The organism is Vibrio sp. 1562 (assembly GCF_033340155.1).
GTDB lineage: Bacteria > Pseudomonadota > Gammaproteobacteria > Enterobacterales > Vibrionaceae > Vibrio > Vibrio alginolyticus.
In genome coordinates, this window is record NZ_JAWOVY010000003.1 from 210,849 (window position 1) to 237,183 (window position 26,335).

Below are 26,335 nucleotides of genomic sequence, written 5' to 3' on the forward strand. Positions count from 1 at the left end.
GTTAAACTATTGAGACATCAAGTCCACTAGTTGTACCTTTAACAATAATTTCATCAAACGTCTTATCATTAAGAATTGCATGCAATATTTCATGAGAAATCTTCGGAAGCAATGTATTTTCTATGGTTGTTTGTACCACACGCGCACCACTGCCAGACTCATTGCTATTGTCTACAATATCATTAATTAGTTCCTCATCAAAAAACAGGTCAGCGTTATAGTGCTTACGAATACGAGTCGTAATTTTATCCAACTTTAATTTTGTTATTTCTATCAATACTTTTCTTGATAGAGGCAAATAAGGTAATACGTTCACACGCCCTAAAAATGCAGGTTTAAAGTCGACCAACAAATCATCGCGTAAAGCATCTTTTAGTGCTGACGGCTCAGGAGATAAATCAGGATCAGAATACAAAGACATCGTCGTTTCGGTCCCTGTGTTCGCGGTCATAATAATAATAGTGTTTTTAAAGTCTATATCTCGACCTTCACCGTCTTTAATTGAGCCTTTATCAAACACCTGATAAAAAATATCTTGAACACCAGGGTGCGCTTTTTCCATTTCATCGAGGAGAATTACACTATAAGGTTTACGTCTAACAGCTTCAGTCAGTACACCTCCTTCTCCATAACCGACATAACCAGGAGGAGAACCTAATAGCAATGAGACTTTATGCTCTTCCTTAAATTCCGACATATTGATAGTCGTGACATTTTCTTCACTACCATAGACTTTCTCTGCAATCGCCAAAGCCGATTCGGTTTTACCCACTCCGCTTGGTCCGGTTAGGAGAAATACACCATTTGGTCGTGTCTCATCCGTGAGCTGCGCACTCGCGGTTTTTATCACTTCAGACATGAGCTCTAAAGCGTGATCCTGCCCGACAACTCGCTTACACAAACTTTCTTTCAAACCCAATACTGCTTGGATTTCATCATCCTGAAGTTTACCTAGCGGTATACCGGTCCAATCCGAAATAACTTCTGCGATTAGCGCTTCATTTACATGCGAAAAAACTAAGGGCTGTGAGTTAGCGGAAAGGTTATTTTCAAGCTCTTGTAACTTGTCTCTAGCAGTTTCAGAACCCTCCTGGATTATTTGGGTTCTAAGTGACTTAGCTTCATTTACCCATTCTTTTTCTTTTTCCCAAAGTACTTCTAATTCAATAATGTCATTAGATAGCGCATCAATCTCTTTTCGGACACCTTGCAGCTGCACATCAAGAGATGCTCCTAGCCGACTCTCTTGGCTAAGATGCTCATACTCAGCTTGCTTTGCTTTAAGTTTGTTTCTTTTCGCATCTAGGCCTCCCGGTGTAGATGACTGACTTAACGCAACTCGAGAACAGGCCGTATCCAAAACAGAAACCGCTTTATCTGGCAGTTGACGACCATTAATGTATCGAGCTGACAGTTGGACCGCTGCATTGAGAGCTTGGTTAGTGATATGAACATCGTGGTGTTGTGCCATTACATCAAGTAAGCCTCGTAACATTTCGATCGCGAGTTCAGGGGCAGGCTCATCAACCTTTACGACTTGAAAACGCCTAGTTAAAGCTGCATCTTTTTCAAAATACTTTTTATACTCTGCCCACGTTGTTGCTGCGATCGTTCTGAGTTCACCTCTCGCTAATGCTGGCTTCAGAATATTCGCCGCATCACCTTGGCCCGCTTGCCCACCACCGCCAATTAGGCCATGAGCTTCATCAATGAACAATATAATAGGCTGTGGAGCGTCGTTTACTTCCTTAACAAGGTTCTTAAGCCTGTTTTCAAACTCACCTTTCATGCCTGCGCCGGCTTGCAGTAACGCCAAATCCAGAGACTTAATTGCCACATTTTGCAGAGCGGGAGGTACATCGCCATCAATGATCTTTTGCGCCAAACCTTCAACAACGGCTGTTTTTCCAACACCAGCTTCTCCCGTAAGAATCGGGTTGTTTTGTCGGCGTCTTAATAAAATATCGATCATTAGGCGAATTTCATTATCTCTACCAATCACCGGATCTATTTTACCTTCCCTAGCTTGCTCAGTAAGGTCTGTTGTAAATTGATTCAAGGCGGAATTCGCGTTTGACTGCGCTAAGTCATTCGATCTTGATTGAGGCGCATTACTTTCTTTAAAGTTCAATAAGCGAGATGGTTCTATCTTGTTTAGTTCAGGACTAATCGAACCAGCCATGTTGACTAACGTATCATCAGACAAGTAGGCAAATAAAAGATGGATGCACCCCAACTGTTCTTGATTGAATTCAATGGTTGCAGACAACAAGGCATTTTGCATAACAGTCACCGTATGAGCTGATAGCCCAGGCACCGACTGGCATCCTGTTTTGTATTTTTCTAATGCCTTTTGAATATCGGTTTCAACCTTGATTTTATCGACATCAAATTCGTCAAAAACTTCAGAGTAAATATCGTCAGGATGGCGGATAATCATCATTAACCAGTGAGACATTTCAATACTGTGATGAGTTCGGGAGCTTGCCATCGCAGCTGCCTGTTCAAGTGTTTCCTTAGCCTGAGGAGACAATCTTTCGACCAACGCTGAAAGTGAGAGTGAAGCCATTACATTTCCTTTAAATAGTAATTGTTATAGTTCGATCTTTTGTACGTTCGTGTTTTTTAAGCACAGAACCAATACCTAACTGCCCCTGCTGTTTCGATAAACAAGCTTGTGGTAGCAAACTATGTTTGGTGGTGAGCTGCCACTTCAGTTGTTTATGTTTTCCAATCAACTCATAAGCAGCGTTCTTAATGATTGCTATATTGGGTTGGTTAGGAAGCAATTTACTAACTAGCTGTTTATCTTTTGGCAGAAATTCTATTGTTGTCCCCGCGTTGATGTTCCATGCTTTCGAACCCAAAGACGCTCCTAAACCAAGTTGAGCAAACTGCCCTTCAGGCATAGTTCGGGATGCAAGGCGTGTTTGCTCTTCTTTCGTAAGGTGTAACCATTGTCCTTGAAATTCATGAACTTTTACTTGGCATCCAGATAAACATTCAAGAATACTTTTCAGTCCACCTTTACTTCTCACTGGTGAAGCAAACACACCACCATAGTGCCGGGACAGTGAACTCCCTTTCCCAGTTAATGCCGATTTACAGCTTTCTAACGGCGAACGCGCGCCCTGCGCATGCGCACGAGACTGAACAGTCAGCTGACTCAGTTGCCAACATCGATAATAAAGAGATAATAAGCGATGATTGAAAATATCGTAGAAGTCCACCATAGCCGTATCGCCTTCTTTTTGGCGATGTAAAGCTAATTCACTATAGTGCTGGGGAAGCACACCTTGCTCACCCGTTAGGCCTATTAAATTGGTCTCAATCTCTAACTTGCTGTCATCTATATTTTTCAGTTCACAAAGCTGAGCATTTTCAAAACCTAATGATGGATTAACCTTTAAGTTTAGCTTTTCATGCTTCGGTAACGCATCTGTTCCTATTTGCGCCTCTGCTTGCAGAACTTCGTGTTCAATAAGATGAATCGCTTCAAACAATGGATGTTGCTTTAATTCTCGATAAAATTGTTCCGCGCTCATAGCAACACCTTATCGCCAGTTAATGCGGGCCATAGGTGGAAAGACTTTCCCGTGGACTTAATTCTTATTTCTAACTGCGTAAAAATGTTAATTTCAGCATATTGCGAGAAGTAAACAGATAAAACACTACCTAAGAGAAAGATCTGCTCTTTAGGTAAAATTTGATCAGAAACCGTCAAAATAATTTTTATACCGTGCGCAAATCCAACTTTGCCTTTCTGACTAATTCTTCCTGTAGTAGGCTCAAACTCTAACTTAGTTAAAGCATCGATTACCGCTTTCGTTTCTGCTGTCCCAGAAAATGCATAGAGATTAAGGGTCTGCTTCAAAGTTGCTAAACCATCTTCCTCGGTAAAATGGTTTAAAGTTAAAAGCTTAGTTAACTGCCATCGTGTGCTTTCATCCATTTCTGGCCGAATAGTTTCTGATAAAGAAACTAAACAACGAACAGATTCGAAATTGTCATTTACCTCCGGTAAAGATACTTGCGGCAGCCCACCTCCAAATGGAAGTTTCTGCGCTAAGTTGCGGTTACAGCACTCAGCTTCCACGTACATTAACCAGTTTTCCCGGCTATCCGGGCTGAACAATTGATGTTTTTTATCAACAAAAGAAATGTAAGTTTCTCTACCTGGCTCATCATACCCACCAGCCCAGTTCTTATCCTCACGTCTCATCAACCAATAAATCTCACTAGTGTTTGTATAATGCGTGTGCTCACCAGCGTGATAACATGGCAAATTGTGGTACGTTTTGTTCCAGTTTCTCAACGTTACGTCAGAAATTGAGACAACCTCATTACTTTCAGATTCTTGGTATTGTGGAGACAAGTGGTAATCGTATTCAGTTGGTAGAATACGCTTAGGCTCCATAATACTTTTAAATAAGTTGATTACAGGCACACAACCTACCATTAAGCTTTCTTCGTCCACTTGCTTTGGAAGCCAGTCATCGTTGGTATCAAAGTAAAAATACAGTTCGACTTGCTCTCCAAGATCTAGCTCAGATAATCCAAGTTCGGTGATATCAAAGAACATAAACTTCTCAGGAAAGTGCAAATACTCAACAAGTAATCTTGCTCCTGAAAAGCTTCTTTTACTGTATGGCACAACTTTCTCATCTTCTGAAAATCCTACTTCAGAAAGATGTCTTTTGGTTAAAGGACGAACTTCTTTGCCATCCACAACAACAGATAAACCAATTAGGTTTTGAAACAGCATTTGGTAGAGCTTAAAAGTCAATTGAGATTGACCGTTTAAATAGAAGCGCAGCCGTTCTATCCCCATTTCACCAAGAGGAGTCTCTTCATCTTGAGCCGTGAGCTGTACTTTCAAAACTGAATGAGCATTGCTTTCCCATCGTGAGCCAACTGGCTTGAAAGGCGCATTTTTAAAAACGCCAGAGGTCACATCAACAGGATACATTCTGACCGGATAACAAGTTCTAAACTCGCATTCATGATATCCAGTAGCACCGATAACAACTCGCTCGCCTTCTTCTACATCAAAATAAGAGGAAGTGGAGTTAGAACAGCTCATTTTAATGACTGACATTGACGGGATTGGGGCGTGAAAATCCGGATATAACTGTCCCATCAAAGACTCTGTAAACTGAGGGTAACTATTGTCTAAGCTTTGTCTAATCCTTGCTGTTAGAAATGCGCAGCCTTCTAACAATCTTTCTACGTGTGGATCGTCAACCTGTTCCTCACTAATACGAAGTCTCGCGGCAATCTTGGGATACTGCTCACCAAACTCTTGCCCTTTGTGACGCAAATAAGCTAACTCGCGATTATAGTACTTGAGAAACTCTTCACTCATTTTGCTCTACTCAGTTTCATACCTAAATTTACCGGCTCTACTTCAGAATTGAATCGCACTTCATGAATACTGTTATCAATTAAGCAAGTGGCATTTATCTGTAACCTCAATACCCTATCAATAGCGTTTTTCTCGTCCGAAATCTGGACATGAGGGTTCCTTAACCTCGGCTCAAACTCTTTAATTGCATCATGAACGATGTCGCAAAGCTGATTCTGCCCTTCTTGGCTGCTATAGGGCATTGAGGAAAAATCTGGCAGCCCATAGTTCAATATTGAATAACGAACCTCTAGAAGATCATCAGGAATATTTTTCCATCCAATACGACTATTCAGCATCGACTCTAGATCTCTAAGTAAGCTGCTCAACATCTGTTGCTGGCTTGCAGGGAAGTCTTTCTCATCTCGAGTGAGAGGATCACTATCTATCAATTTGTCGAGCAGAGAAACGGTTAACGACATGATATTTCTACGCTATTTGTTTCTGTTCTAATAATGTAGTCAAATCACAGATTGGAAGCGCTGAGTCACCGACTAACCAACATTTTTGACCCAAGCCAACAAAAGATTCTTGCTCACCAATCTGCTTCCAATCCGTTTCTCGGCCTAACTTTTGTGCATCGGTCTCTGAGTCGACATACGTCAAAGGCATATGGCCTTCGCCTTCACCAAGTCCATCGATATCAAACTCGACAGGTCGCCAAATACTTTCTAACAAAGAAGTAGGTGCTTTAACTTCTAGCGTATGGATGCTCGATATGGGTACAAGAAAATAGTTACCTGCTGTAGAAAACAGTTCAATGTAACCACCTAAACGATCATCAATATCTCTAGCATCTTCGTAGTTTGTGCCGTTTACGTTAAACCCTTTAATAGTACGACGCTCTTCAATGCGATGCGATAGACGTGACGCTTCTTCGTACTCTTGATTTCCGAGAGCAAGATTAAATCGAACAAGCTCTTTAGTTAATTCCTCATCACCTAATACTTTGGCACTAGCCGCACCATTGATAAAATCCTTTCTAGCTTGAGCTGCTTTCACTAAATGTCGTAGCTGACTTGCACCAGGCAGATACTCAGGAAACAATTTAATCGATTGCATGAGCTGAGCGTCCGCACGCTCGAAGTCCCCATCAATGCAAAGAAGCTCAATGAAGGAACTTCTCAAGCTCGCATCTTTAGGGGTGGCTTTAATTTCATCAATTAATTGCTCTAGAGCGTGTTGCAATAGGCCTTGGGACAAAGCATTTTTCCATTGAGTCATTGTTATTTCCTTACACCATGTGCTCTGGTGATAATTCGGTAATTAATTTAATGCTAGATACCATTTGATCGAGTTGAAAATGCGGTCGCAAATGGATAACTGAGTAATAATGTCCAGGAGTTTCTCTTTTCTCTCGAACTGTAATTTTCGCTTCATTTAGGGGGTATTTAGCTCGAAGCTCATCAGACGCTTCATCTGATGCGGTAGTGTACTGGTGTAACCAGCGTTGAAAGTCACGCTCTAGGCTTTCTGCGTCTTGATACCCACCAATTTTGTCACGCCCCATAACCTTGAGATAATGTGCGACTCGCGATACACACAATGTGTATTGCAACATCGATGTCAGTTTTGCATTCGTTGAAATATGCTTTTCTGCGTATTGTTTGGGCTTGTAGAGAGATACATTCGAGGTCATCCCTACCATATCAGTCTCAGGTATTGGAGAAATAGAAATAAAACCGCACTCAGACAATTCTTGTTCTTTTCTCTCAGTGATTTTCAAGTTTAACGGACATCTTTCACGATCATTCTTGCCATTAACACGCATCGTGCTCCTTGTAGGAGCGACGATAATACCCTGACTGTAATCGCCTTGTTTAATCCCTCGCATATGCGTGAACCAACCATGTTCCTGAAATGCTCTAATTGATACAGCAGCAAAACAGTACGCACTACTCCCCCATAGCAAATCTCGGTTGGAGTCGTAGATGTGTTCTTGAAAATTGAATTTATCATTCCGCGAGCCATCACTTTTGTATGGCTGACGGAACAAGACGTTAGGTGCAGTCAAACCAATAAATTTAGCGTCATCGTTATCTCTCAAACTACGCCACTTTGCATAATCTTCCTGTTCAAATTGGGCTGCTATATCTCTTATCGCAGAGAGTTGAGCGAAACTATCAACACCAAACATCTCTGGCGATGCAGACATGATAAATGGGCTGAATGCTGCAGCTGCAGACTGAGAGATCTTACTCAACACAGACAGATCTCTATCAAAATAATTTTTACTAGGATCACAGCGAAGCTGATAATCTCCAACCACCACACCAAAGGGTTCTCCCCCTGCCATGCCATATTCATTTTGATAGAGCAACTTAAATAGTGCTGATTGGTCAAACTCGATGGCTTTTAAAGCATCTTTACTGATTTCATTCCATGTCGCCGTTAAAACCTTAACTTTTACAGAGTCCGATGAACGAGAATCAACCTGTTCACATAAATACCTAACTCCAACCCACCCCCTTTCGAGCTGTTGAAACTCAGGATGATGTAATATTTCATTTAGTTGAGATTCTAATAGCTCATCAATGCGGTTAATTGTGTTCATCACACTATGACGAAAGCTGTCCAAATCTCTTGAACGTGTACCTTCTAGCCAAATTCGAGCTGACGATACAAGATCAGAAGATTCATTGAATCGAGTCAACCACGGGCTATCAAGTTCAGCATAGCCTCCGGTACTGAACTCATGTTTTAGCTTGCTAGGGTCGCGAAAGTTAAGTGACACTGCTAATTCCATCTAGAACATAAAGATTGGTCATGGCTGGCCTTTCGACCAGCCAATTCATTTCTTATCCACCTGACTGAGGGATCTTTGCCACAAGTCGCAAAGATGTGGTCAGTTCTTCCATTTGTAACCAAGGCTTCAGCCATGCTACGGCATTGTAAGAACCAGGTGCGCCAGGAATTTCCTTAACCTGAACACGAGCGTCTGCTAGAGGGTATTTCGCTCTGATCTCTTGACCACCGCCTTCAGAAGCATTGACGTAACCTAGGATCCAGCGGTTCAGCCAAGACTCAACGTCTTCTGCTTCCATAAAGCTACCAATTTTATCTCGAGCCATTACTTTCAAATAATGCGCAAAACGAGATGTTGCCATCATATAAGGTAGGCGGGCAGAAATGGCCGCATTGGCCGTTGCTTCAGGGGATTCATGGTTCGCTGGTTTTTGACAGGTTTGCGCACCAAAGAACACTGCATAGTTGGTGTTTTTGTAGTGACAAAGCGGTAAGAAACCAAGCTTACCAAGCTCCGCCTCACGTCTGTCGGTAATACCAATCTCTGTTGGGCACTTCATATCAGGGTCGCCATCATCACTCATGAAGAAATGCGTTGGCAAGTTATCCACTCGACCGCCGCCTTCTGCACCACGGATGGCAGTACAAAATCCATATTTTGAAAATGCGTCGGTTAACTTAACACCAAGAACATACGAAGAGTTCATCCAACAGTAGTCGTTATGTTCAGCGTTAACAGCAATACCTGAAACAGGATCTACTTCGAACTCTTCAAACCCAAACTCTTCGACTGGAGCGGTAGCTTGTCCGTATGGCAAACGAGCAAGGACTTTTGGCATCGTCAGACTAACGAAGCGCGAATCGGCACTCTCGCGGAACGAACGCCATTGGGCGTATTCTAGTGATTCAAATACCTTATCTAGGTCGCGTGGTTTTGACAACTCAGTCCACTCATCAAAGCCGAATAGTGCTGGTGAAGCCGCGGACAAGAATGGAGAGAAGCCAGAAGCCGCTACATTTGACATTAGGCGTAACGACTCAATATCTTCTGGGTGGTTGGTAAACTCATAGTCTCCAATCAATGCACCATACGGTTCACCACCAGCACTACCAAACTCAGACTCGTAAACCTTTTTAAAGATCTGGCTTTGATCAAACTCAACAGCTTTGCTCAAGTCTTTATGTAGCTCTTTCTTGGTCATGCTCATCATGCGAACTTTCAGAGTAGAGCTGGTCTCTGAATTCATCACTAGATAATTTAAGCCGCGCCAAGAACCTTCGAGTTTCTGTAATTCTGGGTGATGCATTACTTCAGACAACTGATCAGAAATCTGCCTATCGAGCAAATTAATCGCTTCACGAAAAGTTACTGTTAGGTTTTTGTTCCAAGTAACTGTCCCTTTCATTGCTTCTTCAGCGAGCGTTTTAATCAGCTCCTCAGCACGAGAAGCTTCGGTCTGCTTAGTCGCACCAATAGCTTGATCTAAGAATGAAGTTGTCTGTTCATTAACAGTTGGATCTAACTGTTTTTCAGCTTCAGTCGTCATTATTCCGCTCCTTCAGTACTGTCTGACTTCGCTTTCTTGCCAAGATCTAACTCGCCTGCAAGTCTTGCCAGATTGTCTGTATTGTTCAAAACATCCTCTAGGATATTTTCAAGCTCTTCTGAGCGGTCAACTTTTGTCATCAAATCACGCAGTTTATTACGCGTTTCCATCAATTGGCGTAGTGGATCAACTTGATTTACGATCGCAGCAGGCTCAAAGTCTTGCATTGATTTAAAGTTTAAATCGACCTCAAACTGTGAATCGTCATTCGCAAGCTTATTCGCAACTTTAAACTTCACCGATGGATTCATTTTTTTGAGTACATCGTCAAAGTTATCTCGATCGATCTGAATAAAACGGCGGTCTTTTAATGGCTTCAACGCTTCTGTGTTTTGACCAGCGAAGTCACCCATTACACCTACAACAAAAGGCAGTTCTTTCTTAAGAGTCGTACCTTCAGTTTCAACATCATAGGTAATGTGGACACGAGGCTTCCGTACTCGTGATAGTTTCGAGTGGATACTCGTCATACCATTCTCCCTTTATTAATTTTCATTTTGTTCTGCTATGCCAACCAAACGGAAGTAGCTTTTCTTTGCATCCCCGTCGGAGATAAGTTCCGCCAGTAACTCCGGCAGAGGCATCCCACACCAACGAATAATCTGTTCGATGGAGTAAGAAACTGGTGAGTGAGGTTCACTCTCTCGGAAGAAATCAGCTACTTGCTGCAATTGTCTAATTGCCTGCTCTCGTGATTTCATGTTTGTCGCTAATAATGCATCACAACTTTGTGAACTTAACGGTTGTTCAGAAGAAGATTCATCAAGATCCTCTAGCTCTTCAAACACGGCTTGTGGTTGATTGAAACGATCTCCTAGAAGGTGCTTTAATGCCGAGTGTATTGATTCGAGTCTTTTTGATATATAAGAGCTAGGAGTCACATCACCGACCGCTTCGTCTAATCGCTGACTGAATTCATTAAATGATTCTGTAGCGAACTCCAAATCCGTGATTAATTCTTGATAAAACGTATCAGAAGTCGACTTAACCGTAGTTATAATTTCAGGTAGCTCAACAGCCCCAAGCTCGACTCGATTTCGGCGCTTATCTTCGTCTAAGCGCTCAAGCTCTATAGCTTGCTGATATTCCCAATAGGCATAAGCTTGCTCCACGCCTAAGTCAGTCAATGGTATACAAGCAATTGGAAAAATAAGTGTTCCTTCACTATCGATACCATTGAGGCCAATAATCGCCGATATTCTTGTCTCAATACCATCTTCATCAGGCATTGGGTACAGATCATCCCAAAAGTTCTCAATTAAACTGGTTGCGAGTTTGTAGCCAACGCCCATACCACGAAAACCATACAATCGAGTTAGGGCTTCTATAAGCCAGGCAACAAATTCCAAATCTTTAGACTGATTCGTGAGTATTTCTGGGACATCTTCAATAAATACTCGCCATAAATTACTGTGGGTATAGATACTTTCTTCTTCTATAAGAGCATTACGTTCAGCGTTGCGGGCGGCCATACGCTGATCTTTCAACCGATAGTAAGAAGACTGTGGTGATACATCCTCTCTAGGATCAATACCTGTAGGATTTTCTTGAGATATAGGAGCCAACGCTTGTTCATACCAATCAAACATTTCATTACTCATAAGCTCTCCCTCTTAGAAAGACAGGTATCGTCGCGTCTTCTCTAGTTACTGTTTCGCACTCCGTTTGCGCTTGGCGAACTTTGATCAAAGCACAAGTTACGTTATCACTTGCGCCCCGAACCAAAGCCGAATGCATGAGAGCTAATCCAGCTTGGTTGACTGAGTCTGCATACAATGTCCGATGAATTTCATCACTCGTAAGTTCCTTAGAGAGTCCATCGCTACAGAGTAGAAACTGATCGCCGTCAGCCAACTGCCCTGAAACTTGATCAATAGTGACACTTTCGTCGACCCCAACAGCTCTGGTAATAACATTTGCAAGAGGGTGCGATTCGGCATCTTCAAATGCCAATAAGCCCTGATCCACTAAGTCCATGACTTGACTATGATCACGTGTTTTTTGGACAAAATTACCACTTCTAAGCTGGTAAATTCGGCTATCACCCACCCAAAGACAGTGGTAATACCCATCCTGAATAAACAACAAAACAAGTGTTGTTCCCATCGTTTTACCGTCTAAGTGATTTTGTGCGTATTGGTAAATTTCTAAGTTCGCTTCTTGAACCACTCTTCGGATATCATCGATATTAGTATTGGAGACATCCTGCATGTGGCGCGCGACTCTATCCACTAGCATCTGGCTTGCTATATCGCCAGCACTGTGTCCACCCATTCCATCGGCAACCACCCAAATATGCTGTTCTGTCATATCCAACAGAGCATCCTCGTTATAAGGGCGTACTTTTCCTGCGTGCGATTTAGCAAAGGTAAAATAGTTCCAATTCATTCTTCTATCCTACCAATTCCACTTTTTCCAGCCGCCATCAAGCATGGCTGAAAACTGACCAATTGAAGGAAATCCACTAGTAATGAACATGCATGGTTCAACCTTCGTTGAACCTTCAGTCCACCAAAAACATGGTTTACTCAATTTTTCTTTAATGAGGTAATTCAAAAGCGTGTTTTGATCAGTATTGCCGTGATCATGAAAAACTGTAGATATTTGGCTTTGATAAAGAAACTCTAGAGGCTTCACTTCACTTGTTACATTCGCAACGAGGTCATTTTTTTCTTGAGTACTCTTATGCCAAACATCAAAGACAAAGTCGTCCTCAAGTACTGAAAGAGCAAGAGCGGCACTGTCCTCGGTCCAAGCTCTGTCACCCCAATATTGCGCAGCTTCACCTTTTACGGCACGAGCTATAGTAAAGAAAAAGTATCTACCGCATGCATCAACACTAGGAATCATGCTACCAATGTAGGTTGAGTCTTCTAAATAGCTAATATCCAAAGCAAAGTGCCACACAGGAGCCGTTAAAAAGTGCTCATTCCAGCTTTCACCCAGTTGTTCCCTGCTGACTGCAATAACCGCCTGTTGCCAATCATGCCAACGCTCCGAGAAATCTTGTGATAAACCATCTTTCACAAAGTCCCCTTTTGCAGGCATTTTACCGATATAGCCCCAGCCTGATGTTATAAGGTTCGTGGACATCTGAACCTCTCCATTTCATTTGACCAAAACGGATTAATGGCACTAGAAGGAATAAGCTCTAGCTGCACCTTATTTCCCTTTAAATCAATCATAACTATATTGTCTTTACGCGATTCTGGCCTTGCTTTAAGTGATTGATCCAAAAGCTTGAATATGCCCCACTCACCTTCATAGGTATGCGCAATTTCGCGTTTAGATTCAGGTGGTGTGAACACAATTCGAGTCTGATCTTGACCGGCAGGCCAACTCAACGATTTAGCTCTTGCTGGTCCATGCTTATAAACCAAATCTTGTCCACCCAACTCTAAGACAAATCGAGTAATGTGCTGGTCTAGATAAACAGGCTTCATCCCAAACTCTACGCGTAATGAATTATCAGATTCAAAGAAAGACTGCCTGATACGTTGCGCTCTTTGAAAGACCATTAGTGTTTCTGGACGAACTCCAATTTCCTTTTCTAATCGCCAACGACTTTTCGAAGTATCCACAAACGGTTCGAGGTATTCTTGGAAGAATGCGTCAAGCGTACCTCCATAACCAAAGAATCGCTTAAAGTCTTTCAATCTAACTTCTCTGCTCGCGTTGGGCTCGAATGGATATCTGCCAGCAATAGTCCGCTGATAAGGGCGGACCACCTGTGTTACCCAAAGTTGATTTAGATGATCCTTCGAACCGCTCTCCGCAAACTTAACCGACTCTTGAGAAAGCTCACCTAGCCATTGATTAAATGGTCTCGGCAAAAGTTCTTTAGCACGAGCGAAGGAAGCTGCGACATCTTGTGTAACGGTTCCATCTAAAATACTTTTGTAGGCAATTTTCTGATTGTTACCAGAGCTTGATAAGTCACTTAAATACGAACGCAAGTTAACCATTGCTTGTTGAATATCATCAAAGTCTTGCTCACCAAGGCGTAAGATCTCTGAAAAATGCGATTCGACTTCTTTACCTGGCAGAGCAACATTGAAGCCGTTTTCTTCAGGTAAATACATGTCTAGTCTATCTGCCGTATTTGAAAACTTAACTTTGGCAACTTTACCAGCAACTTCAGAAGCGGCTTTTTGATTTTCTGACAATGATACTTTTGATAGAGCAACCTCTTTTTGGATTGCTCTCAACAAAGATTCGATTGGTCTTTCAACTCCAGATAAAACCCTCGCTTGCTCTGTCGCAAGTTCTAGGCTCGGAGCCTGCTTCAATTGAATATCTTCGATCAACGTTTTCCATTCATTAACATAATCTTGATAGTATCGAGACTGAACGCCTTGGATGGCACTATCTTGATCAATTTCATGAGCCTTAAGATCGTCACCATAAACCCAGTTCTCTTCCATTAGGCTTTTTACTGTACGGTTGATCTGAATCTGAAAAATGCTATGAAAACCATTGTACGTGTAGAAACCCGAAATGCCTTGTGATAGCGGTTTTCCACTAGCTCGCTCGAACTGCTCAAGCCCTTTAGGTCCCAATACATCAGTCAAGCGAAATGAAGGTACATGACTCTTAGAAAATTGTATTTTCATTCGCTGATAAGCACGTTCAGGTAGAGACATTTGAGTCAACACTTCTCGAGCACTCGTCACGGCAGCAGTGTTGTAAGTAAAGCCTTGTCCATCGTTGCCTAATAAATATTGAGTGTGCTGTAGCAAACGTCTTCTTAAGTCTGCGTTTAGCTCACCCGGATATTGACGTTCGAAATAAAAGTTAAACCAAGCCAACACTTCATCTTGTTGATATTTGTCTGGATTGAATAACATCAAATACGTTTTTAACGTTTCGTACAAATACTCACGATGCTGTTGATTGCTCTCCATTTCTGACACCAAGCTATCAAGAAGCAGAGGGGCGTAATATTGGGTCAAAGCATCAGAATATGCATTGTTTGCCGCCTGAGACACTTTGTCTCCTTGATAGAGACCAAACCTCTTTACAGAGTCGGCATCACCGTAGTCGCTTTGCTTTCCGAGAGGAAGCGTCATCAACCTATCTAATGTTTCTACAGCTGAAACAATATCCGTTTCAAAATCTAAACTTTGAGCGCCAATCATTGCATCAATATGGCTCGCTTGTTCATTGGTATCGACAATTAACTGTGAGTTCCACTTATAACTCATAAACCAAAGCGCAGAAGCTCCTAGCAGTAGCGTTGTACATCCAATGTAAACACCTCGACGCATCCAACCTGACTGCTTTTGATAGTGACGATTAACTGTTCCTAACAGTTGCTCTTTGAAAATAACCTTGTCAAAAAGATTCTTTACGAAATAACTATGAGAACCAGTCTGACTCTTTGCTAGAGCTAAACGATTTAACCCAAGTCCATTGGTTGATTCATTCATCAGCTTATCGACTGGTAAGCCTTCTTGAACCGAACTCAACATAAACACACCACGAATCAAGGCAGGCTCTTCAAAACTGTTTTGTGCAAAAATTTCAGCTAAAAACTCGTCAAGATTAGCTTGTAGCACTCTTAATTGCTTTGGAAATTCAAAGATAAGCGCGCGTTTATCTAAATCGTCCTCTGTTTCAAGTATTCTAAGCATACGGGCATCAAGGCGCTCCAACATGCCATGAAATTCTTTGTTGAATAGAGAAATAACGCCTCTTTCATCATCCACTTCACGAGGGAACATGAAACCAAATAATTCCTCTCGCTCTTCCTTACTTAAATCGGCAAAAAACTCATTGAAACCGGCAACTAAATCCATTTTGGTGAGCAATACGTAAATCGGAAACTGCATGCCTAACTGGTTTTTCAGTTCTTGAAGTCTCGACTTAATTGCTCGAGCATGAAGACTTCGCTCGGTTCGAGTCTGAGACATCACGCTGGCTAAACTTATCGTAACAATCGCACCATTAATTGGTCTTTGCGTTCTATACTTTTTCAACAATCCTAAGAAACCATGCCACGCTTTAGAGTCGACCTTTTCTTGACTGTCTTGTGTCGTATACCGGCCAGCCGTATCTATAAGAACTGCTTTATTTGCAAACCACCAATCACAGTGGCGAGTGCCACCTACACCGGCAATAGAGTCAGAGCCAAGGCTGTCTCCTAATGGAAACTCTAACCCCGACTGCTTTAATACAGTTGTTTTCCCCGTTCCAGGAGGGCCAATCAACACATACCACGGTAAGTCATACAAGCTTCTCTTGCCTTTGTGTGTTTTCGTCACTACTTTGACAGCTTGCTCAATACGCTCGCGCATTAAGTCAATTTCACTTGCCGCTTCTTTATCTGATAGGCTATCAACCTCAAGCAACGTTTGAATACTTTCGTCTTCTCTCACCTTTTGCTTATGCTGCTTGGTAACGTTAAATATCGCCCAAAGCAACACCAACACTAGAATAGTGACTAGCCGTTGAAAGTCACTCTTTAGGGGCTCATATCCCGCTATCGCAATAAGTGGACCAACAACCCAAATGAAAATAGAACAAGCAGCGACACCTATAAGACCGAGAAACCATCTTTGAGTAAATATTCTGCCAATTTCTTTAATACGCATCTCTATCTACCTATTATTAATTCGCGACAAGAAGGTCGATTTCAATCCGGCGGTTAATAGCTCGGTTTTCATCACTACTGTTTTCAACTAATGGTCTTGCATCCCCCAATCCCTCGGGTATCACTCGCCCTTCTAATGCACTATTCGAGATCAGTTGTTCAGACATAGCAGTGGCTCGAGCTAATGATAGGTGCCAGTTCGAGGGATATTTACTCGTGAAAATAGGCCTATCGTCGGTGTGACCAGTAACAATGATCTTGCCTTGGGTCGACTCCAATGTTCTCGCAAGCTTAGAAATAACGGGTTGGATGTAAGCGACAACATCAGCACTACCTGATTCAAATAGATCTTGAGACTTTAACGAAATTCTTACCCTGTCTTGCAGCGGCTCAACATTGATTAGCCCCTTACCGATCTCAGTTGCTAGATACATTGAAATCTTTTCTGCAATTGGCGCTGATTTTGATTCTGACGTTGCATCTTGGTTAAGTTGTTGCGGTTGAATCAAATTGACTAATTGAGAAAAGGTGCGATTGGATGCCTTATTTAGCTCATAACTAAAATACATATATATGCAGACCAATAGTGCCGCCGTTACAGAACATACAACCCAAAGAGGAGCTCTATCAGAAGCCTTTGAGCCATTCAAAATGTGTTGGTCGATACTATTGCTTAGTTCCTGAGGGACTCCTCTCCCATAAGTCTTAAGAGTAGCAATAACCTGTCTTCTCAATTTCCGGTGCGATTCCAGTCCATTTTTTTCTAAACGGTATTGACCCAGAAACCCGAGAGATAAGCACACATACATTAGTTCAAGCAAATCTAAGTTCACATCTGGTTTCGCCATGCACTTATCAAGATGCTTAAAGAACGCTTCCCCACCTTGACTGCTAGCATAGAAGGAGCTAAGTAATGAATCGTGACTCCAGAATGAATTCCCACCCCAATTGGTGTTAAGGACAACTTCATCTAGTGAACAGCATAAACAATAACGAGCTGTATCAATGGTATCCAAATCAACGTCATGCTGACGTAATCGGTTCTCATAATCTCTAAGCTTTTGTGCCAATGTCTCTTTTAGAAACAACGGATCGGAATGAGTCGCTGTCGAGCGAATTTGACCGATAATAGATAACAGGCCATTCGCCTCTGCTAGTAGAGAGTTATTCCCATAAGCGACCACTGAATCATTGTTCACCAATTCAGGACTTTTTGAGATAACTACGGTATTATCCACAGACTTTTCTGATTGTGGTTTCGATGCGGGTGCTCTTCCACCCGGTGTTGGTTTTACTATCGTTTGTTCCATACAGAGCGCGCCTATTGATTAATACTCCAAAGCTCAAGTTCAGCGTTCGGAAAATGCCCTGATAGGTGAAGCGCAATACCGCCACTATCTTTTAGCCTCATCCAAAATGGCCCTTTCTTGACAACTTCGAAATAAACATAGCCCGTTTGGTAAGGAATCTGTCTCGGGACGACACTCAACGGCACTACGTTTATACCGTTGATCTGATTATTAATTAGATCGCGAATCTGTTCTGCCGGGCCAAACTTGAGTTGCGCTGGGACCAGGCGTCTTATTTCATCTGTTGTGGTGTCTGCTTTAATTGCTAGCACAAATTGGCATGACTCAAGCAAGCGTTTATCTGGAAGCGGCGTCACTTGAATACCGTATTGGCGAGGCTCCAACGGAAGTTTGGTCGCAGTTTGGTCTAGGACAACACTGAGGTACTGACTGAGTATCTGATTCAACTCGCTATAGACACTTGATACATCTAAGTGATCATACGCAAGCAAACTTGGGACTCTTTTAGTTTTATTAGAAAAAGTGGCTAACTCACCAATGTAACCTTTAAGTGTCGTCGCTAATTCCAGTGGATGTAACCTATCTAACTCACTGAAATGCTTTAACTTCGCCTCATATCGGTTCAGCATTTGGAGCATGATGAAATCAACAGCAGATGCCGATGCAGATTTACCCTTAATCAAGCGCTGTGCAATAACGTCAGCACGCATCTTTGTCATCGCGATAACGTTACGTAGATAAGCTGACATAACTTTGTCGCTAAGGAGGTTGATAAGCGGAGGAACGTACTCATCGTCTAGTATAACTTCCCCTTCAGGAGTTACCTCTTTGATCCTTAAGATAGGTAACTCCACATAACCCGCTAATTTGTCATTACTCGCTTTCAACTCTAGGTTAAGGGCTGCAACTTGGATGGTTTCTTCATCTTGTCCTGTAAGGTTATCTATCACGTCGATATCTTGAAGTACATAACGAGAGACGATCGATTCGCTTACATCCGAAACGTTTTTACCTGTAACACTTGAAAGAGGGAGAGTTATTTTTACTAACGTATTTTCAGTGTTTTTATCAATAAGTAGAGGCGAAACTGAATCGTTGGATATTAACGTATTAACCAACGTCATATCTGGCAAAACAGCTTCAAGATGCTCAAGTTCAATAAGACCATCTTTTAGCGCGTGTTTTTTTACTCGACATTTCCAAACTCCCCAATTGTAAGCCCCACCTAACTGATGTAAGCCCTTGAATTCTTGAGAGGTTGCGCGTTCTTGTTGTTGGAAGTGCTGGGGACGTAAAAACATTCCTTCGCACCAAGCCGTCTTGGAGTATTGCGTCATTTATAATTAGCCAACTAAACGTTATTTAACGACCAAAGACAGATCTTCTAACAATACTTGATATGTGTTGTAACCGGTCTTATCCACTTTAATGACTTGTCGCCAATTTGAGTTTTCAATATCTCGAAACGCTACGACAATGCCTAAATATTCTGTCTTTGGAGACATACTTGCTTGATATGTTTCTTTCTGACCTGGAGTTAATGAAACTTCATATTTATTCACTAAATCAGGTCCTAAGACTTTTTCACTTTCTTCATAAATAGAAAAAAAGTCCTGGCTTTCGAAAATGGTATTTGACGTTAATTCAAATACATACACCACTACAGGAGAAGGCCTGCCGTTTGAATCAGGATTAATGTTATGACTTGCTGCTATTTCTAAATCTGAGTATGGATCAACAACTAGGTTCGCTGCTGAGCACCCAAATAAAGCTATTGAAATTAATAACAAAATATATTGGTAAAACTTTTTCATCACCCTAATTCCTAGCCTTTGTTTTTTAATGCTAATTCATAGTGCTTAGCGAAGTCTTCTAAATAGAACGGAGACTCTTTATTGATAATATCATCGGATAGCTTTTCATGAATATCCTCAAACCTCTTCCAACTTTGAGCATATTTCCTAGCTGGAATAACCTTATTAATAACCGTGTCTTTCGCTAAAGCATCTGAGTATATAGAAGTAGGTTCAACAAGTGACATAACACTCGAAACCGTACCTTCAACACCTTTCATTAAGGCTTGCTCATGACTTTCGATGTCATTAAATGCTTCTTTAATGGCTGCATTTGGCTTTAAGAAGCTAGCGGTTTGACGGTTATATAAGTTATGAATCGCATCTTCTAAGTTTGCAGAAAACTTTAAAGGGTTATTTTCTGACTTACGAAATGCGGTATGACTAAGTCGATTTGTTTGTTTAAACACTGCTCTGTTATGCAGTGTTTCCATTAAACCAACTAGCATCAAAGAAAATGACTCCCCCAGTTGTTCGAACCATTCCTCTCGGTTATCGCTGGGAATCATCATTGGATCTATACCCACCCCTCTAACAAAAGCCGCAAGTTCACCCCCATTGGTATCAAAGTTGGGAGTCGATAGGTGTTCTGATTGTCGGTTAACTTTCGGTAAAGTTTCAGATACGGTGCTCTGTTTTTCGGGCTTTGGGATATCAATAAAATCATCGACTAAACCAATATCTAGCTGAAAGTCAGAAGGAACACTTTCGTTTAAGAGTTCACTAGCACTAAGGCCTAGGTCAACAAATTCTGCTTCCGATGGACTTGAGACTACTTCAGGGGGTGCGCTAGAAAGACTTTTACTTGTCTCAAGACTGAATACATCTGTATCTGTTTGAATAGAAACTGAAATTTGATAATCCCCTAAGCTAACCATATCGTCATCGCTTAGTGCTATTTCATTTCCTTGACCCACAGGAGTTACAGCATTATTTACAAAAGTACCATTAGTTGAGAGGTCTTTTATCAAGTATTTGTCACCAAACTTAATCAGTTCTCCGTGGGTTCCGGATACCACTCTTTCAGGATCTGGTAGTGTCCAATCACATTGTTCAGACCTACCAAATGTAACCTTGGCATGTTCATCACTTGATTCAAACACGAACTCACTCTCAATCTCTGGAGTAAATTTGTGAAAACTTGTTATGGTTAAAACCAACTTCATGTAAACCTCGCCAAAGACCTGCTAGATATTATTTTTAATTTTATTATTAACTACTTTCTTATTAACAGTAAGATTAATAAAAATCTTAATACTGCCATTGAAAATCATGCACGGAATAATGAATCATTTTTTTATCAAAGCAATCACGTATTGTTCAACAATTTTAATTATCCAACCAAGTTCAAATTTTTGACACTTAGACTTTCATCAATAAAAAAACGAATGTTAGTTTGGCCGAGAAATTCTAACATAATGACTTTTCATTGAGCAGAAAGGTATATATTCCCCCATCATTTATACGGAGTTCTTGTGATGGAAGACAGTAATAAAAACAATTCTATAAATAACGAAGAAAGCGGAGATAAAACTAAAATTGTAAAGACTCAAAAACGAGACAATGCAATTAAATCAACCAAACTCACTAATAATGAAACCTCCGTTAAAAATAAAAATGAAACAAACACAAAACTGTCTCAAAAAGAAAACACTCCGTTAGTTAATAAGAAAAAAAACAATAAAGATGACTCATTAAATAATAACAAAGATGTTATTAACGAAAGCTTAATAGGAGCGTCCGTTAAAAATCGGTATGAAATTGAGTCGGTTATTGGGCATGGTGGGCTTTGCGATGTTTACTTAGCTAAAGATAGGATTCTTGAATCTTCAGGTTCAGAAACACCCTACGTTGCGTTAAAAATATTACAGAAAGAGTTTGCTTCTCAACCAGAGACTGCACGCATGTTAATACGTGAAGCTCAACAAACTCAAAGGTTAAGCCACCCTAATATCATTAGGGTTTTTGATTTTGGTGTTGATGGCGAAATATACTTTTTAGTTATGGAGTATATTAACGGAGAAACATTAGAGAGTTTAATACAGCGTTCTAGGCCCCATGGGCTGAAGTTTAATGCAACTTTATCAATCCTAAATCAGGTACTCGATGCACTCTCATATGCTCACTCTCTTGGTGTAGTGCACGCCGACCTAAAGCCCGCTAATGTGATTTTAACGTCTGAGGGTAACGTTAAACTGCTTGATTTTGGTGTATCTAAAACACATCAATTAAAGCAGGATCAATATGCGGCTAAACGTAAATCCGAAAATGTTGAAACGCTTGGTTATACTCCCAACTATGCATCACTCAACCTGTTATCCGGTAAGGAACCGAACTTAAGCGACGATATGTTTGCTCTATTTTGTATTGCTTACGAGCTATTGAGTTGCAAACACCCTTACGCAAGAACTCCAGTTAATGAAGCTCTCAAAAAGAAGATCAAGGTCTCTAAACCAACTAACATGCCTGCATCTAAGTGGCCAATATTTTCAAGCGTATTTTCAACTGGCATTATTCCGAACGAACTGACCCCTGAGCAGTTGAAACGCAAATTGAATATGCGCTATTGGCCTATCGCTAGCGGCGCGGCAGCGAGTATATTATTAGTTAGCGGCATTGTATTTGGTTATCAGCAGCAACAAGAAACCATCACCAATTTGGAAACCGTTATTAGCAAGCAAAATGATCAAATTGCCGGACAAGAGTGGCAGCTTGATACGCCAGCAGAAAAAAGTTTGGCACTGATTGATAGTGAAAAAAGCTTACATCCAGTCGTTAAGGCTGGCTTATTACGCTTACACAAGACCTATATTCTCAGCGAGTTTGAATCTGAAATTGATCAGGTTTTGAATTCTGATGCCAACAACTACCCGAATTATGATGAAATTGAGTCCATACTTGATAAAGCAAAAACCTACTACCCTGACTCACATAAAATAGAAGTTCTTGCCTTAGATATTCAGTCAAGCAAGCACTCCACGTTACTTTCGATAGCAAGGCAAATCAACAGTCAACTTGAAAAGTCTCGGTACAGTAAAGAAGACGGCAGTAAATCCATCTATGAGCTCAAGGATGAGTTAAATCAGATTCATCAAGGTTATCCTTTCACGCCAAGTTCGTTATCTAGCGATGTTTTCGGTCAGCACCTCACTGAAGCACTCAAAAAGAAAGACGCAGCTGCACTTGTTGCTCTTATTAAGGTTGGGAACACCTTCTTTTCAAACGTAGAAGAGCATCAAGAGAACTTACAGATAAGTAATGCGATGAAAGATGCAGTGCTGGAAATGAAATTATATGAGACAGCGCTAGATTCCAACAGCCCTCTACCGTTTCCAGAAGATGCCGCTAGAATCCTGTTCCAAGAAGAGTTTGAAAACTTTTATTCTCGCCTAGAAAAGGCAAGGACGACAACTCATCTCGATAACTTGGTGAAGGATGTGGATCTGTTCTCGAAAAACTTTCCTATTGGTTTTCAGGATGTTAACGATTTAAGATTCAAAACTGCTGATAAATACTTACGCTTCTCCGATATATTGCTTAATAAGCGAAGGACTTCAAGCGCAAGACGCGCTATGAAGAAAGCCAACGAGCTTATGAAGCAAATAGAACAGGACTCTAAGCAAAGCTAGTAATACAAAAGGGACGCGAGTCCCTTTTTTGCCGTAGATTACTTGCCAATATGCAACTAGATTGCTAATTTATACTTGTACTTAATGAGGAGAGTTAGCCTTGACTGAAGGAATAGTCAAAGTTGGCGAACGTCTGGCGTCCGTATGTAACGATAGCCTTAAACTAGGACTGCAAGACACTTACCGACTCGGCGTTTTACTTGGAAACATCCCCTTTGCTACTTGTGTTAAAAACACGCGAGTTGAAGTTTTTTCATCCCTACATTTCGACCATTGCCGTTTGGATATAAGTCAAAATATCTTTAACAATGACTTTCTTTTTGTAAGTTTATCTCAAGCGACAAGCAAACTATTTCTGCTCAAATACTGGTTATGCCATTCATACCTTCGGCTAAGCCTTCATTATCCGAAACATTCCTCTACCTCAACGTTTAATAGGGGTATACATGATTAATTTTGATGTTCTCAATACATACATGGATAACGACGTAGATCTGATCGTCACTGTTTTTTCTACATACCTTGAAGATCACACGAATGATATAGAGCGTATAGATGAGCTATATGCAAGCAAATGTTGGTCAGAACTCTATCTATTAGCTCATAGTTTAAAGGGCATTCTAGAGAGTTTCGGAGAAGACACCGCGGTCATTGCGTTTCAAAGAATAGAAGAAAAAACCAGAAACGATACAGCGCCAGATAGCTCAGATATAGCTATAGTTACTAAAGAGCTAGCTGCAATTAATCAACAAATCTTCACTTACTTGAAGAATATGCAATAAAGAAATTCAAGGCTTAACTGGGGGAAATATGGCAATGAATAATAGCAATTTCAGGGAGTTGATTGAGTCTCTCAAAGACTTAACACCAACTCAAAAAAGGTACTTACTTAGCCGTACAAAGATGGCGCTAGATGATGAAAGTAATATGTTAAACATCAGTGATATTCTAACACCAGAAGAGTTGGAGGCGTTACTATCACCGGCACCAACAACGAATACAAAATAACAATGATATACAACGCAACCGTCAGATTAACGCTAGGGACCAAGTGAAGCAAATCGACTTTGCTTGGTTGTTAGTTTATCTCCCTATTCCTTTTCACTACAACAAACGTATTGTTTTCGAAACCTTTTTCCAATGTAAACAGGTCAGATAATTGAGCGACTAACATCAGTCCGCGACCTGAGGAGGACCAACTATCGTCATCCATTAAGTTAGATGCCTCAATCTGTTTATTTTTATGTTGGATGAACGTCTTTTCATTGATCGGCGCTCCGCAATCAGAGACTCTCAGTTCCACGAAACCGGACACTTGGTCATCCCCAACCCTACACTCCACTTCAATTGGTAGGCCATCTATTTCACTGTAAGAATGAATATAAGCGTTATTCATGAGTTCAACGACACAAAGCTCCAATGATTGAATTGCATTTAAGGGGATTTGATGACCCATCAAAAACCGAACAACGTCTTTGCTCGCACTTCGTGAGTGAGTAAGGGAGCTCCCGTAAGTTCGTTTAAATTCGCTCTTTGACATTCTTTTCCTTAAAATCGAGCCTCTCACCATGCCATTTTACCTGTAAAAGGCTGGCATCATCATCAAACTCATCTTCGTTATGCCAAGATTTTACTTTTTTAAAGACGTCTCCCACTTGGTCTTCAACTGTCAGCGTGCAAACAGCTTTTATACTCGATGCCAATCGTTGTAGTGAAAACATCTCCTCACCCTGCCTCGCTTCAATCAAACCATCCGAATAAAGCCACAATGCATCGCCCTCATCCAGACTAATTTGGTTACCGATATATTCCATCGGCTGCATTGCACCAACGATAAAGTTATCGTCACCTATCTGTTCCATCGTTTTCGTACTCGTTCGCCAAACTAAGATCCTGGGGTGGCCAGCCGTGCAATAGCTAAGTTGCCCTGATTTTGTGTTAAGAATGGCGTAAGCCATAGTAAAGTAAAGTTGACTGTTTCTAGTTTGCTGATAACGCCGATTTAGCCGTTCAATCACAGATGCAGGCTCACTTACGCAATAGCCGTCATCTCTCAACTCCATCGTGATCGAATCAGGCCCCTGACTTTGAGATAGCGTCTGTTGAATAGAAAAAGCCATCAAAGCTGAAGAAATACCATGACCAGAAACATCAAATACATAAAACGCAACATGTCGTTCATCGAGCTCCAAATACCCCAACATATCACCACCAATCTGGGAGCATGGTTTGTAGACATAGCTAAAATTTACATTCTGAATAGTTGATTCAGCAGGGAGTAGTTGCTCCATCAGATGACTAGCAGACTGTAGGTCTTGGTGAATTGTTTGATAGGCCGCATCTAGCTCTTTATTTCTCTCAACGAGTTTGTTGTGCAGTTCTAAAGTACGAAACCCCGCACGGATTCTGGCCTGAAGTTCCTCTACAGACGTCTTCTTATCTACGAAATCATCTGCGCCAGCATCAATGCCTTTCACGATCGAACTTTGGTCATTTCTAGAAGACAGTAGAACAAAGAAAATGTAACGTTCGCTAACTTTAGATTTTAATTGGCGACACAATTCAATACCATTAATTCTAGGCATCATTAAATCGCTCAGCACAAACTGAATATCAGGGCGGTGGGTTAGCACTTCAAGCGCCGCTCTTCCGTCTTCAACTGCAACCACTTCATAGCCTTGCTTTTCCAATGCACTGCTGATGTAAAGCAGTACTGTTTTACTGTCATCGACCAAAAGAATGGGTTTCATCTTCCTCCTTAATACAGTTGCTATACTGGCTAACGCAAAACACTAGTCACTGACTGCTCATTTCTAAAACGGCTGTAGTCTTCGGCTAATAATTGGTGTTGATATCGAGTGTAAGACAACGCTTCATTAGAAATTAGTATCTGATGCTCTTTTTCGATTAACTGACTTTGCAGCCTTTCAATCTGTTCATCCTGCTGTATGTAATTGAGGTACAGTGCGAATAGACCAAAAACCGAAACCATTAACAGGGCTATTAGAATATTATTGATAGTTTTCACTTGAATACTCATGACCTCTCCTTGTCTATTACTAGACTTTCCATGATGAAAGAGAGCGTCTACGGACCAAGAGCTCGAGGCTCTAAAACGCAACGAAGCAAATTGAGGTTGTTTTTCCAATTATAGGCGATAGGAGAAAAAATAAGAAAAATCTGAGAAAATTTGAA

At 41.2% G+C, this 26,335-nt stretch carries 22 protein-coding genes; 3 read left to right on the forward strand and 19 right to left on the reverse strand.

Annotated elements, in window-relative coordinates; all coding sequences use genetic code 11:
• Position 1: 1 nt before the first annotated feature.
• The 16 genes from tssH to tagH are packed head-to-tail and all read right to left on the reverse strand — an operon-like array spanning position 2 to position 20,677.
• Positions 2–2,569: a type VI secretion system ATPase TssH gene (tssH, locus tag R7Z49_RS04445; protein ID WP_017820212.1), complete on the reverse strand. Its 2,568-nt coding sequence runs from the start codon at positions 2,567–2,569 to the stop codon at positions 2–4.
• A gap of 10 nt (positions 2,570–2,579) precedes the next feature.
• On the reverse strand, positions 2,580–3,545 hold the full coding sequence (gene tssG / locus R7Z49_RS04450) for a type VI secretion system baseplate subunit TssG (protein WP_005375963.1): 966 nt from the start codon (positions 3,543–3,545) through the stop codon (positions 2,580–2,582).
• Complete coding sequence (gene tssF / locus R7Z49_RS04455) at positions 3,542–5,365, reverse strand: type VI secretion system baseplate subunit TssF (RefSeq protein WP_017820213.1); 1,824 nt, start codon at positions 5,363–5,365, stop codon at positions 3,542–3,544. The genes tssG and tssF overlap by 4 nt, the downstream gene beginning before the upstream one ends.
• On the reverse strand, positions 5,362–5,826 hold the full coding sequence (tssE, locus tag R7Z49_RS04460; protein WP_017635621.1) for a type VI secretion system baseplate subunit TssE: 465 nt from the start codon (positions 5,824–5,826) through the stop codon (positions 5,362–5,364). Before tssE ends, tssF begins: the two co-directional genes overlap by 4 nt.
• 7 nt (positions 5,827–5,833) lie before the next feature.
• Positions 5,834–6,628: a type VI secretion system accessory protein TagJ gene (locus tag R7Z49_RS04465; RefSeq protein ID WP_017820215.1), complete on the reverse strand. Its 795-nt coding sequence runs from the start codon at positions 6,626–6,628 to the stop codon at positions 5,834–5,836.
• A 10-nt stretch (positions 6,629–6,638) separates the two neighbouring features.
• Positions 6,639–8,150, reverse strand: a complete 1,512-nt coding sequence (gene tssC / locus R7Z49_RS04470; RefSeq protein WP_132936420.1) for a type VI secretion system contractile sheath large subunit — start codon at positions 8,148–8,150, stop codon at positions 6,639–6,641.
• A 52-nt stretch (positions 8,151–8,202) separates the two neighbouring features.
• A complete protein-coding gene (gene tssC, locus R7Z49_RS04475; protein WP_005375950.1) occupies positions 8,203–9,696 on the reverse strand; it encodes a type VI secretion system contractile sheath large subunit in 1,494 nt (497 codons plus the stop codon).
• Positions 9,696–10,226, reverse strand: a complete 531-nt coding sequence (tssB, locus tag R7Z49_RS04480; protein ID WP_005375949.1) for a type VI secretion system contractile sheath small subunit — start codon at positions 10,224–10,226, stop codon at positions 9,696–9,698. Before tssB ends, tssC (R7Z49_RS04475) begins: the two co-directional genes overlap by 1 nt.
• Positions 10,227–10,241: 15 nt before the next feature.
• Positions 10,242–11,357: a type VI secretion system protein TssA gene (tssA, locus tag R7Z49_RS04485; RefSeq protein ID WP_186585263.1), complete on the reverse strand. Its 1,116-nt coding sequence runs from the start codon at positions 11,355–11,357 to the stop codon at positions 10,242–10,244.
• Entirely contained in the window at positions 11,350–12,144 is a 795-nt protein-coding gene (locus R7Z49_RS04490) for a PP2C family protein-serine/threonine phosphatase (protein WP_005375947.1), read from the reverse strand. The genes tssA and R7Z49_RS04490 overlap by 8 nt, the downstream gene beginning before the upstream one ends.
• Before the next feature lie 9 nt (positions 12,145–12,153).
• Complete coding sequence (gene tagF, locus R7Z49_RS04495; RefSeq protein ID WP_005375944.1) at positions 12,154–12,849, reverse strand: type VI secretion system-associated protein TagF; 696 nt, start codon at positions 12,847–12,849, stop codon at positions 12,154–12,156.
• Positions 12,831–16,349 carry a type VI secretion system membrane subunit TssM gene (tssM, locus tag R7Z49_RS04500; RefSeq protein WP_186585262.1) on the reverse strand — a complete coding sequence of 1,173 codons (3,519 nt, stop codon included), beginning with the start codon at positions 16,347–16,349 and terminating at the stop codon, positions 12,831–12,833. Before tssM ends, tagF begins: the two co-directional genes overlap by 19 nt.
• 16 nt (positions 16,350–16,365) lie before the next feature.
• Positions 16,366–17,658, reverse strand: a complete 1,293-nt coding sequence (gene tssL, locus R7Z49_RS04505) for a type VI secretion system protein TssL, long form (protein ID WP_005375939.1) — start codon at positions 17,656–17,658, stop codon at positions 16,366–16,368.
• An 11-nt stretch (positions 17,659–17,669) separates the two neighbouring features.
• The gene (tssK, locus tag R7Z49_RS04510; RefSeq protein WP_080276943.1) at positions 17,670–18,995 is read right to left on the reverse strand and encodes a type VI secretion system baseplate subunit TssK; all 1,326 of its coding nucleotides are present in this window, start codon (positions 18,993–18,995) and stop codon (positions 17,670–17,672) included.
• Between the two features lie 21 nt (positions 18,996–19,016).
• Positions 19,017–19,472 carry a type VI secretion system lipoprotein TssJ gene (tssJ, locus tag R7Z49_RS04515; protein WP_005375933.1) on the reverse strand — a complete coding sequence of 152 codons (456 nt, stop codon included), beginning with the start codon at positions 19,470–19,472 and terminating at the stop codon, positions 19,017–19,019.
• Between the two features lie 11 nt (positions 19,473–19,483).
• On the reverse strand, positions 19,484–20,677 hold the full coding sequence (tagH, locus tag R7Z49_RS04520) for a type VI secretion system-associated FHA domain protein TagH (protein ID WP_005375931.1): 1,194 nt from the start codon (positions 20,675–20,677) through the stop codon (positions 19,484–19,486).
• A 312-nt stretch (positions 20,678–20,989) separates the two neighbouring features.
• Between tagH and R7Z49_RS04525 the strand changes: the two genes are divergently transcribed.
• The 3 genes from R7Z49_RS04525 to R7Z49_RS04535 all read left to right on the forward strand — a co-directional run bounded on the left by R7Z49_RS04525 (position 20,990) and on the right by R7Z49_RS04535 (position 24,148).
• A complete protein-coding gene (locus R7Z49_RS04525; protein ID WP_165935321.1) occupies positions 20,990–23,140 on the forward strand; it encodes a serine/threonine-protein kinase in 2,151 nt (716 codons plus the stop codon).
• Positions 23,141–23,586: 446 nt separating this feature from the next.
• Positions 23,587–23,922: an Hpt domain-containing protein gene (locus R7Z49_RS04530; RefSeq protein ID WP_031781126.1), complete on the forward strand. Its 336-nt coding sequence runs from the start codon at positions 23,587–23,589 to the stop codon at positions 23,920–23,922.
• A gap of 34 nt (positions 23,923–23,956) precedes the next feature.
• Positions 23,957–24,148: a hypothetical protein gene (locus R7Z49_RS04535; protein ID WP_025767706.1), complete on the forward strand. Its 192-nt coding sequence runs from the start codon at positions 23,957–23,959 to the stop codon at positions 24,146–24,148.
• A gap of 70 nt (positions 24,149–24,218) precedes the next feature.
• On the opposite strand, the gene R7Z49_RS04540 is transcribed toward R7Z49_RS04535, so the two are convergent.
• From R7Z49_RS04540 to R7Z49_RS04550, 3 genes are read right to left on the reverse strand one after another with little or no spacing between them, the layout of a single operon-like run.
• Positions 24,219–24,680, reverse strand: coding sequence for an ATP-binding protein (locus tag R7Z49_RS04540; protein ID WP_318111382.1), 462 nt, complete (start codon positions 24,678–24,680; stop codon positions 24,219–24,221).
• Positions 24,661–25,890 (reverse strand): PP2C family protein-serine/threonine phosphatase, encoded by a 1,230-nt coding sequence (locus R7Z49_RS04545; protein ID WP_318111383.1) that lies wholly within the window; start codon positions 25,888–25,890, stop codon positions 24,661–24,663. The genes R7Z49_RS04540 and R7Z49_RS04545 overlap by 20 nt, the downstream gene beginning before the upstream one ends.
• 29 nt (positions 25,891–25,919) lie before the next feature.
• Positions 25,920–26,180, reverse strand: a complete 261-nt coding sequence (locus R7Z49_RS04550) for a hypothetical protein (protein ID WP_132936413.1) — start codon at positions 26,178–26,180, stop codon at positions 25,920–25,922.
• Positions 26,181–26,335 lie beyond the last annotated feature (155 nt).

Excerpts from the sequence above, each read along its gene's own strand:
- tssH (WP_017820212.1), bottom strand. The coding sequence starts at position 2,569 with ATGGCTTCACTCTCACTTTCAGCGTTGGTCGAAAGATTGTCTCCTCAG.
- tssG (WP_005375963.1), bottom strand. The coding sequence starts at position 3,545 with ATGAGCGCGGAACAATTTTATCGAGAATTAAAGCAACATCCATTGTTT.
- tssF (WP_017820213.1), bottom strand. The coding sequence starts at position 5,365 with ATGAGTGAAGAGTTTCTCAAGTACTATAATCGCGAGTTAGCTTATTTG.
- tssE (WP_017635621.1), bottom strand. The coding sequence starts at position 5,826 with ATGTCGTTAACCGTTTCTCTGCTCGACAAATTGATAGATAGTGATCCT.
- R7Z49_RS04465 (WP_017820215.1), bottom strand. The coding sequence starts at position 6,628 with ATGACTCAATGGAAAAATGCTTTGTCCCAAGGCCTATTGCAACACGCT.
- tssC (WP_132936420.1), bottom strand. The coding sequence starts at position 8,150 with ATGGAATTAGCAGTGTCACTTAACTTTCGCGACCCTAGCAAGCTAAAA.
- tssC (WP_005375950.1), bottom strand. The coding sequence starts at position 9,696 with ATGACGACTGAAGCTGAAAAACAGTTAGATCCAACTGTTAATGAACAG.
- tssB (WP_005375949.1), bottom strand. The coding sequence starts at position 10,226 with ATGACGAGTATCCACTCGAAACTATCACGAGTACGGAAGCCTCGTGTC.
- tssA (WP_186585263.1), bottom strand. The coding sequence starts at position 11,357 with ATGAGTAATGAAATGTTTGATTGGTATGAACAAGCGTTGGCTCCTATA.
- R7Z49_RS04490 (WP_005375947.1), bottom strand. The coding sequence starts at position 12,144 with ATGAATTGGAACTATTTTACCTTTGCTAAATCGCACGCAGGAAAAGTA.
- tagF (WP_005375944.1), bottom strand. The coding sequence starts at position 12,849 with ATGTCCACGAACCTTATAACATCAGGCTGGGGCTATATCGGTAAAATG.
- tssM (WP_186585262.1), bottom strand. The coding sequence starts at position 16,349 with ATGCGTATTAAAGAAATTGGCAGAATATTTACTCAAAGATGGTTTCTC.
- tssL (WP_005375939.1), bottom strand. The coding sequence starts at position 17,658 with ATGGAACAAACGATAGTAAAACCAACACCGGGTGGAAGAGCACCCGCA.
- tssK (WP_080276943.1), bottom strand. The coding sequence starts at position 18,995 with ATGACGCAATACTCCAAGACGGCTTGGTGCGAAGGAATGTTTTTACGT.
- tssJ (WP_005375933.1), bottom strand. The coding sequence starts at position 19,472 with ATGAAAAAGTTTTACCAATATATTTTGTTATTAATTTCAATAGCTTTA.
- tagH (WP_005375931.1), bottom strand. The coding sequence starts at position 20,677 with ATGAAGTTGGTTTTAACCATAACAAGTTTTCACAAATTTACTCCAGAG.
- R7Z49_RS04525 (WP_165935321.1), top strand. The coding sequence starts at position 20,990 with ATGGAAGACAGTAATAAAAACAATTCTATAAATAACGAAGAAAGCGGA.
- R7Z49_RS04530 (WP_031781126.1), top strand. The coding sequence starts at position 23,587 with ATGATTAATTTTGATGTTCTCAATACATACATGGATAACGACGTAGAT.
- R7Z49_RS04535 (WP_025767706.1), top strand. The coding sequence starts at position 23,957 with ATGAATAATAGCAATTTCAGGGAGTTGATTGAGTCTCTCAAAGACTTA.
- R7Z49_RS04540 (WP_318111382.1), bottom strand. The coding sequence starts at position 24,680 with ATGTCAAAGAGCGAATTTAAACGAACTTACGGGAGCTCCCTTACTCAC.
- R7Z49_RS04545 (WP_318111383.1), bottom strand. The coding sequence starts at position 25,890 with ATGAAACCCATTCTTTTGGTCGATGACAGTAAAACAGTACTGCTTTAC.
- R7Z49_RS04550 (WP_132936413.1), bottom strand. The coding sequence starts at position 26,180 with ATGAGTATTCAAGTGAAAACTATCAATAATATTCTAATAGCCCTGTTA.